The sequence below is a fragment of the Streptomyces sp. NPDC104313 genome (assembly GCF_055583985.1).
This window is the reverse complement of the sequence record NZ_JBVJMW010000035.1, coordinates 1-8,227: the sequence shown is the minus strand read 5'-3', so window position 1 is coordinate 8,227 and position 8,227 is coordinate 1. Positions and strand designations below refer to the sequence as shown.

At 65.8% G+C, this 8,227-nt stretch carries 8 protein-coding genes and 2 pseudogenes; 8 read left to right on the top strand and 2 right to left on the bottom strand.

From position 1 onward, the window contains the following. Nucleotides 1–508 precede the first annotated feature (508 nt). A pseudogene (locus ACZ60Q_RS35900) lies at nucleotides 509–879 on the bottom strand (DNA-3-methyladenine glycosylase); the annotation flags it as partial. A gap of 68 nt (nucleotides 880–947) precedes the next feature. Here ACZ60Q_RS35900 and ACZ60Q_RS35895 point away from each other — a divergent pair. The 5 genes from ACZ60Q_RS35895 (at nucleotide 948) to ACZ60Q_RS35875 (ending at nucleotide 4,732) form a co-directional block, all read left to right on the top strand. After that, nucleotides 948–2,396 (top strand): recombinase family protein, encoded by a 1,449-nt coding sequence (locus ACZ60Q_RS35895; RefSeq protein ID WP_469641805.1) that lies wholly within the window; start codon nucleotides 948–950, stop codon nucleotides 2,394–2,396. A gap of 254 nt (nucleotides 2,397–2,650) precedes the next feature. Next, complete coding sequence (locus ACZ60Q_RS35890; RefSeq protein ID WP_469641803.1) at nucleotides 2,651–2,863, top strand: hypothetical protein; 213 nt, start codon at nucleotides 2,651–2,653, stop codon at nucleotides 2,861–2,863. Continuing rightward, nucleotides 2,847–3,371 (top strand): DUF6879 family protein, encoded by a 525-nt coding sequence (locus ACZ60Q_RS35885; protein ID WP_469641801.1) that lies wholly within the window; start codon nucleotides 2,847–2,849, stop codon nucleotides 3,369–3,371. Before ACZ60Q_RS35890 ends, ACZ60Q_RS35885 begins: the two co-directional genes overlap by 17 nt. After that, nucleotides 3,368–4,201, top strand: coding sequence for a helix-turn-helix domain-containing protein (locus ACZ60Q_RS35880; RefSeq protein WP_469641800.1), 834 nt, complete (start codon nucleotides 3,368–3,370; stop codon nucleotides 4,199–4,201). The genes ACZ60Q_RS35885 and ACZ60Q_RS35880 overlap by 4 nt, the downstream gene beginning before the upstream one ends. A 291-nt stretch (nucleotides 4,202–4,492) precedes the next feature. Next, nucleotides 4,493–4,732 (top strand): DUF7848 domain-containing protein, encoded by a 240-nt coding sequence (locus ACZ60Q_RS35875; RefSeq protein ID WP_469641798.1) that lies wholly within the window; start codon nucleotides 4,493–4,495, stop codon nucleotides 4,730–4,732. Between the two features lie 35 nt (nucleotides 4,733–4,767). Here the strand turns inward: ACZ60Q_RS35875 and ACZ60Q_RS35870 are convergent, their stop codons facing one another. After that, nucleotides 4,768–4,896, bottom strand: coding sequence for a helix-turn-helix domain-containing protein (locus tag ACZ60Q_RS35870; RefSeq protein ID WP_469641796.1), 129 nt, complete (start codon nucleotides 4,894–4,896; stop codon nucleotides 4,768–4,770). Between the two features lie 135 nt (nucleotides 4,897–5,031). On the opposite strand from ACZ60Q_RS35870, the gene ACZ60Q_RS35865 reads away from it, so the two are divergent. From ACZ60Q_RS35865 to ACZ60Q_RS35855, 3 genes and pseudogenes are all read left to right on the top strand, one after another. Then, nucleotides 5,032–5,391: a transposase gene (locus ACZ60Q_RS35865; protein WP_469641794.1), complete on the top strand. Its 360-nt coding sequence runs from the start codon at nucleotides 5,032–5,034 to the stop codon at nucleotides 5,389–5,391. A gap of 564 nt (nucleotides 5,392–5,955) precedes the next feature. Then, nucleotides 5,956–7,386, top strand: a complete 1,431-nt coding sequence (gene ltrA, locus ACZ60Q_RS35860) for a group II intron reverse transcriptase/maturase (RefSeq protein WP_469641792.1) — start codon at nucleotides 5,956–5,958, stop codon at nucleotides 7,384–7,386. Between the two features lie 153 nt (nucleotides 7,387–7,539). After that, nucleotides 7,540–8,124, top strand: a pseudogene (locus ACZ60Q_RS35855) (IS3 family transposase); the annotation flags it as partial. Nucleotides 8,125–8,227: the final 103 nt, after the last annotated feature.

The window sequence follows — 8,227 nt, the reverse complement described above, 5'->3', positions numbered from 1 at the left end:
GCGTTGACTTTTGGCACGCTGTTGAGTTCTCAAGGAACGGACGCTTCCTTCGGTCCCGTTTCACCGGGGCCCTCCGGGCGCTTCCCTTCGTTACTGCTTTGTCTTGCTGTCCTGCGTTTCCGACTCTATCAGACTCTTTCGTGTCCGATTCCCGGTCGAAGCGGGTCCTGCATTTCGCTTCCAGGTTCTTCGCTTTCGCGTTTTCCCTTTCCGGCGGTTCCAACTTTACCAGACTCTTTTTCGTTCCGTTTCCGGTCCGAATTCGATTTCCGGCGGCCTGTGGAGTGGCCTTGCCTTTCGGCGTGTTCACTACGTTAGCCGATTCTCTTGGCAACTCATAATCGAGCCGATGGGGCGAATCCAGGCATACCGAATTCGCACCCGCCAGGGTGAGTCGTAGGTAGTGGTGTGGCCACTTCGGGTGGCTCGGTCCGGTCCGATGGACTGTGCCGAGAGCTGTACCCGTGTCAAGCGGCTCGGACTACGTTAGACGCCCTCCAAGGGTGCGTCAAGTTGCCTTCCTGCTCGGCCGACGCGGGGCGTGGGCGCGGTACGGGCTCACCGTCGGGTCCCCCTCGATCCAGAAGCGCCACGGCTGGTGGGCGCCGTCGCCGCCCACCCCCGTACGGGGGCCGCTGCGTACGAGGTCACGCGGCGGCGGGGTGCCGTGCAGTACGGACAGGGCCGGGCGGGGCCGCCGAAGAGGTCTCCGCCGTTCAGATCGCGGTCGACGCCGAGGGCGGTGGCGAGGCGGGCCGAGACCCGTCGGCCGCGAGCCAGGCCGGCGCCGACGTTGATCTCGCCCGCCCGAAGCAGCACTCCGCTCGCACGGCCTTCCGGGCCGCAGACCAGGTTGAGGCAGTGCCACATCCCGTAGGTAACTCACTAGGCATGTACGTCGTTGATCCGGCATCATCCGCAAGGCGACGACAAGCAGGAGACAGGCAGTGCGAGCAATCATCTACGCCAGGCTCAGCCCCACCCCGAGGGGCGAGGATTCCAAGGGCGGGAACCTGACACAACAGGTCGAGCTGAGTCAGGCACTCTGCGACCGGAAGGGCTGGTCGGTCATAGACGTGGTCGTAGAGAAGGACACGTCAGCGTCGACCAAGCGGGGAGCCAAGCGAAGCGCCGAGTGGGAGCGCGTCAAGGCTCTGGTAGAGGACGGCAAGGCGGACGCCATCGTGTCCCGCCACTACGACCGTATGTACCGCACCCCCTGGGATCTTGAAGACCTCGTGGACCTGGCCGAGGCGACCGGCGTCACGCTGGCCGCCGCGCAGGCTCAGGGAGTGCTCGACTTGTCCACTCCATCCGGCCGCCTCGCTGCTCGCATCGGCGCTGTGGTGGCTCGCAATGAGACCGAGATGCGAGTAGAACGCCAGGTACTCGGACACCAGCGGCGCAGGGAGTCGGGGAGGCCCTTCTGGAGTACTCGCCCCTTCGGCTTCGAGCGGGACGGCAGGCACCGGGAAGCAGAGGCGGAAGCCCTGCGGCAGGCGTACCGGGATGTCCTGGCCGGCGTCACCCTCTGGTCCATCGCGAAGGACTGGAACACGCGTGGACTGCTCTCGCCGCACGGCAAGGAGTGGCGCAGCTCGAACCTTCGGGTCGTCCTCTTGAAGCCGAGGAACGCGGGAATCCAGACGTACTCGCAGTGGGTCGAGAAGCCGGACGGGATGCGTGTTCGGCGGACCGAGGAGACCGGGGCGGGCAACTGGGAGGCGATCGTCTCCGAAGGCATATTCCGTGCCCTGGTCCGCCACCTGAGCGACCCCGAGCGCAACACGGGCGGTGGCGGCAAGCGTAAGGCCCTGTTGTCCGGCGTGGTCCGCTGCTCGAAGTGTCAGGCCGTCGTCACTCAAGGGTGGAGCAAGAAGAACGCGGCAGGAGAGCGGTACCGCATTTACACATGTTCGGGTGGCCGGTGCATCACCTGCCCGGCTGACCCGTTGGACTCCTTCGTGGTCAGGAAGGTCATCGACAGGGCCGAGGAGTGGAACGCGGCACCGGCCACGGATGCGGCAGACGAGGCGCGAGAGGCCGAACTGCTGGCGGAGGAGACGGCCGCATCCGAGAGGCGCACCGCCCTGGCGGAGATGTTCGCCGTAGGGGACATCGACGCGTCGACTCTGCGAACGGGCATCGGCAGGTGTGACGCCGAGCTGACCAAGATCCGGGCCGAGCTGGCAGACCTGGCATCGCAGCGGGTGCGCGTCGACCTGGGCGACATCGAGTACCTGTGGGAGGAACTGGACTACGAGGACCCCGACCGCATCGACTGCGTGCGGACCGTCGTCATGCAGGTCTGCGAGCGAGTCGAGCTGATGCCGCGCGGTCGAGGGGTCCGGTCCTTCAAGGGCGAGCACTGTCGGATCACGTTCCGGAACCCCTGAGCTCCGCTCCCTGAGAGCTGAGCCGGCGGTCGCGCTCAACGAGTACGGGCCCTGTCTGACGAGAGTCGGGCGGGGCCCCTCGTCATGCCCGGCGAGGGAGGGGCGGGACATCCCTCAGAGCATCTGTGCGCCCCTCTCTCCTCAGTTCATGCAACAACGTGCATGAGTCACGTCCGTGCATGGACGGCTATGAGTGGCCCCCTTACGGTCGTCTCAGGCGGCCCAACCGGGCTGGCAGGTCAAGGGGGTTCCGCATGGCACGCGAAGAACTGATTCGGCTCACTGGCAACGGCAACGGCAACGGAACGTGTGGAGAGGATGACTGCCCGAACGTCTACCGCACCGCGTCCGGCTCCATCGTGGTTCAGGGCGACGTGTCCGACGCCTTCACTGCCCCGCAGGGGGAAGGGCTCGTGGAGATCCCCGAGAGTGTTCTTCGGGAGGCCGTTCGTGCTCTTGGATGGTGAGGAGTGGCGGGCGATGCTCCGCGGTTTCCAGTCGGAGGCGTGGCGGCTGGAGACCCTGCCCCAGTACCTCGTACCGCAGGAGTCGGACGAACTCGCAGCCTTCAGGGCAGGCAAGCGCGTCGACCCGGACACCTACTCGTCGGCGTACACGAAAGACCTGAAGCGGCTGCGCGGCGAGGGAAGGAGCAAGGGGCGAGTGCACGTCCTGACTCGACCGTTCTCCGAGTACCTGCGCTTCGAGTTCTCCCGGTACTACGCACCGCACGTGCTCGCCGGGGAGGACATCCGCATCCTTGACGTGACCGAGCGAGGGAACCCGTTGCCGGACGTCGAGGACTTCTGGATGTTCGACCGCTCGACGGTCGTTCTCATGAAGTACGAGCACGACGGAACGCAGATCGGCCGGGAGCTGTACGAGGGTGATCCTGCGCCGTTCGTCGAGTGGCAGCGCATCGCCGTTGCCGAGTCGGTTCCCTTCCTGGAGTACGCGGAGCGCGTGACGGAGTGACCTTCGAAGCTGAGCAGCTCGGCGAGTCTGGTAGCGAACTCGCCTCGCTGCTCCGGGATCTACGCAAGCGAGCCGGCCTCTCAGGGGACCGGCTCGCGGCGCGCTGCAACATGTCCCAGTCGAAGGTGTCTCGCATCGAGAACGGCCGGACACGGCCGTCCCTGGTCGACGTCGAGCAGATCTTGCGAGCGCTGGACGCTCCGCGGGAATTGGTCTCCGAGGTCTCCGCCCTTGCCAGGATAGCGAACACCGAGTGGCGGAACCTCCGAGAACTCCGGCGCAAGGGGCTCAGCACGAGACAGGCCGAGCTGAAGTCGCTCGAAGCCTCCTCTTCGCACATGCGCTACTTCCTGCTCTCGATGGTTACGGGGCTGCTCGCGACACCGGAGTACGTACGGGCGAGCCTGGCCCACTCGCCGGCCGACACCAGCAAGGCCGTAGCGGGGAAGCTCGGACGGCAAGCCGTCCTCTACGACGCCTCGAAGCGGTTCACGTTCGTGCTCACCGAGCAGGCGGTTCGCTGGCCGGTCGTCTCCCCGCTGGCACTGGCCGAGCAGATGGACCGGCTGGCGTCCCTGTCCTACCTCCCGAACGTTCAGATCGGGGTGATCCCCGTAGGGACACCGACGCCCCGAACTCCTCTGAGTACGTTCACCATCTACGACGCCGCGTTGGTCACCATCGAGACGACGGCGGGAAGTCTCGTACTCCGCGACGGCCGAGATGTTCAGGCGTACCTGAAGGAGTTCGCCGGGTACGAGGAATACGCCCTCTTCGGCGAAGACCTCCGGGCACGGCTCGCCGAGTGGTCCGCCGCTTGCCGCGCATGACTTCAGTCGACTACGCGACTGACGCGCCATCCCGCACGCGCCCCGGGGGATCATCCTTCGGCAAGCGAACAGTCGGGAGGTCGCACGGATGAGCACACCCAAAACGACGATGGACGGACCGGTACACCTGACCCTTCCCTCGGCGCCGCCCGACCCTGTGTCGGGTTGTCGTGAGTGCCTTCGGTACGCGGTGGCTCGCGCAAACGCCACGTCGGTCGGGGATTACTCACAGGTGTCGGACGTGAACGTGGGCCTGCGGACTCACCTCCGGAACGAACACCAGGGGCGCTGATGGCGCGCGCGGTCCTGCGGTTCGTGACGCACCGAATCACGCAGCATCCGGACACGGACGTGACCTTCGAGGCGGAGTGCCTGCACTGCAAGTGGAAGGCGGAGCCCTCGACGGACAGTGCGACGGTCGACGTCGAGTGCATGAGTCGCACCGGCCTGAGCAACCATCGCGGGTTCCGGCGGATCTGTACGGCGTTCGCCATGGTGGCGCGCACCGAGCCGGACAGACCCCCGGCGTAGAGCCGAGGGCCTGTCTGCACTGCTGCGCTCCTGTCTCAGGTGCGCTCTCCCAGGTGCCGGTACAGCGTGGCGCGGGAGACGCCGAGGGCCTTGGCGATGGCACTGACGCTCTCTCCCTTGGTCTGCCTGGCACGGGCCACAGTGAGTACGTCCTCGTCCACCACGGACGGCCGGCCGCCGGTACGGCCCTGGGCCTTGGCTGCGTCCAGTCCTGCGCGGCTGCGCTCCCTTGAGGTTCCCCCGAGATGCAGGGATAGGTGACAGGAGGTCAGATGGGTCTTATGGGAGGAACCCGGACGATGTCCGCACCGAGGAAATATCCGTTGGAGTTGCGTGAGCGTGCGGTCCGGATGTACCGGACCACCGAGCCGAAGCCGGTGATCCGTCGTATGGCGGAGGATCTCGGCGTGCACCACGAGGCCCTGCGGAACTGGATCCGTCAGGCCGAGGCCGACGCCGGCGAACGGGGAGACCTGCTCACCACCGCCGAGCGCGAGGAACTGGCGGCCCTGCGGAAGGAGAACGTCCAGCTCAAGCGGGCGAACGAGGTCCTGCGGACGGCCTCGGCTTTTTTCGCGGCACAGCTGTGCGCCACGAGGCGCGATGTTGATCGAGAGGTGGTGGAAGACCACTTCCGTCGGGCCGTCGTAGCGGCCTGATCGAAGCTTGGGGGCAGCCTGATCCGGGGAACGCCGGTGAGGGTGGCAAGCGGCCCCGACGAAGGCGGGACGTGCTGGAACTGCCAGACGGCGCGGGCCCGTTCAGCGAGGTCAGAAGGTGTAGCGAGAGCGAACCAGTGGTGGACGCCCCGTAACAGCGAAGCCGGGTCAAATCTGGTGGATATGGGCCGGTGTGCAGTGCGTGAGTTCCGGACCTTTCGGTCCGGGTCTCAACTCCGAAGCCGTTTAGTTGTGTCGGTGGGGAGGCCACGTCGAAGGTCTGCGGCGTAGACGTGGCGATGCTGCCGGGGTAGAGCTGGGCACCTCCCTGACCGATCGATCACATCGTGAACGTGGGAACCATCCGTGGTCGCCCACCTGTTGGACAGCCATTCCAGGGGTGGGCAGGTCCGTTGCCGACTGTGGGCCGTGGGATGGGGCGGAGGCTCCGTAGTAGTCGCGGGCGTGACGACCCGCCGTGGAGGCCGTGAGAGACGGCCGCAGGGCGAAGGGGGCCAGCAAGTCAGCAGCCGAGGCTGCTGGAATATCGGGAGGTTTTCGCTGGTGAATACCGACGAACTGGAGCACGCCTTATATGTGGCGGAGCGACGGGTACTGAATATCCAGACCAAGCTGCACCGTTGGGCTCGTGATGATTCGCATCGCAGGTTCGACGACCTCTACAACCTTGTTTCCGATCCCGGTTTCCTTCTGGTGGCCTGGGACCGGGTGAAGGGGAACAGGGGTGCAAGAACGGCAGGGGTGGACGGGCGAACGGCCCGTTCCATCGAGGTCGTTCAGGGGGTCGAGGAATTTCTCGCCGGTCTGCGGTCGCAGTTGAAGGACCGCAGTTTCCGCCCGCTGCCAGTGCGGGAGCGCATGATTCCGAAGACGGGTGGGAAACTTCGCCGTCTCGGGATCGCGACCATTGCCGACCGGGTGGCCCAGGCATCCTTGAAACTGGTGTTGGAGCCGATTTTCGAGGCGGATTTCCTTCCGTGTTCCTACGGATTCCGACCGAATCGCCGGGCTCATGACGCGGTGGCCGAGGTTCGCTATCTCACGTCCAAGTCGTACGACTGGATCGTCGAAGGCGATATCAAGGCATGCTTCGACGAGATCTCGCACACGGCCTTGATGGACCGGGTGCGGCATCGAGTCGGCGACAGACGCGTCCTGGAACTGGTCAAGGCTTTCCTCAAGTCGGGCATCCTCGGAGAGGACCGCCAACTTCGGGAGACCACCGCCGGAACCCCACAAGGGTCGATTCTCTCGCCCTTGCTCAGCAACGTGGCGCTGTCGGTCCTGGACGAGTACATAGCCCAGGCGCCGGGAGGCCCGGCTGCCAGCAAGGTGGACCGTGCCAGACGGCACCGCCATGGTCTGCCCAACTACCGCCTTACTAGGTACGCGGACGACTGGTGCCTGATGGTCTTCGGCTCGAAAGATGATGCTGAGGTCCTGCGCGAGGAGATCGCCGAGGTCTTGTCCACGATGGGCTTGCGCCTGTCACCGGAGAAGACCTTGATTACCCATATCGATGAGGGCCTGGACTTTCTCGGGTGGCACATCCAGCGACACCGCAAGAGAGGGACCAGGCAGCACTACGTCTACACCTACCCCGCGAAGAAGGCTGTCCAGGCCGTAAAGCGGAAGGTCAAGATGCTGTGCCGAGAGGTCGAAGTGAACCAGCCGTTGGATGACCTGCTGCGTCGATTGAATATGGCGCTGCGGGGCTGGTGCGCTTACTTCCGGCCCGGGGTGTCCTCCGCGACCTTCGCCTATCTGAGTCACTACACGTGGCAGACGGTATGGCGTTGGATGCGGCGCAAACACCGCCGGTCCACGTGGAAGGAACTCCGTCACCGTTATTGCGGTGGCGGATGGTGGCCTGCCAGCGAGAACAGGGAGCTGTTCGACCCGGAGAAGGTAGGCGCGACCCGCTACCGTTACCGCGGTTCGATTATCCCGGCTCCCTGGCCCACAGCGGGATGAGGATATCCAACACGCGGTCCATTTCGGGGCTTGTGGAGAGCCCGGTGCATTGAGAGGTGCCCGCCGGGTTCGGGAAGCGGTCCGGGGAAACGGGCCGGTCGAAAGGCCGGAACCGCGCCTCGGGCCGACTTTCACCGACCCGACCCGGCCCAGGTGACAGGACTCCTCGACGAGCACCCGCACCTGGGGGTCGAGCCCGTACTCCGGGAACTGCATGTCCCCTCCTCCACCTACTACCGGTGGCGCCAGGCCGAGACCGAGCCGTGCGAGCGGCGCCGCCGGGACGCCGAGCTGACGGACCGGATCCGCAAGGTCCACGACGAGTCCGGCGGAATCTACGGCTCCCCGCGCGTGCACGCCGTCCTCAAGCGCGAGGGCACCCGAGTCGGCCGCAAGCGCGTCGAGCGGCTCATGCGCCAGGACGGCCTCGCCGGGATCAGTCCCCGCAAGGCCAAGAGCTTCACCCGACGTGACCCGGACGCCGACCTCGCTCCGGACCTGGTGCAACGCGACTTCACCGCACCCGTTCCGAACCGGCTGTGGGTCACAGACCTGACCATGATCGCCACGTCGGAAGGCCCGCTGTGGCTCTCCGCGATCCGCGACGCATTCTCCCGCCGGGTCGTGGCCTGGGAGACCTCCGCCCGCGCGGACGCAGACCTGGTCCTGACCACCCTCGAATACGCCCTCGCCTCCCGCGAGCCCGTCGTCGGCGAGCTCATTCACCACGCGGACCACGGCTGTCAGCCCGGACTCAATCAGTCGTTGCAACACTGGCTTCTTGAGTCAAGAGTAGGTGTTCGTTGAGGGCTTCGGAGGGTGTCCTCCAACCGAGGGTCTT

Bases quoted from the DNA above. Each gene is read 5' to 3' on its own strand.
- ACZ60Q_RS35890 (WP_469641803.1), top strand. From the start codon at position 2,651: ATGGCACGCGAAGAACTGATTCGGCTCACTGGCAACGGCAACGGCAAC.
- ACZ60Q_RS35875 (WP_469641798.1), top strand. From the start codon at position 4,493: ATGGCGCGCGCGGTCCTGCGGTTCGTGACGCACCGAATCACGCAGCAT.
- ACZ60Q_RS35865 (WP_469641794.1), top strand. From the start codon at position 5,032: ATGTCCGCACCGAGGAAATATCCGTTGGAGTTGCGTGAGCGTGCGGTC.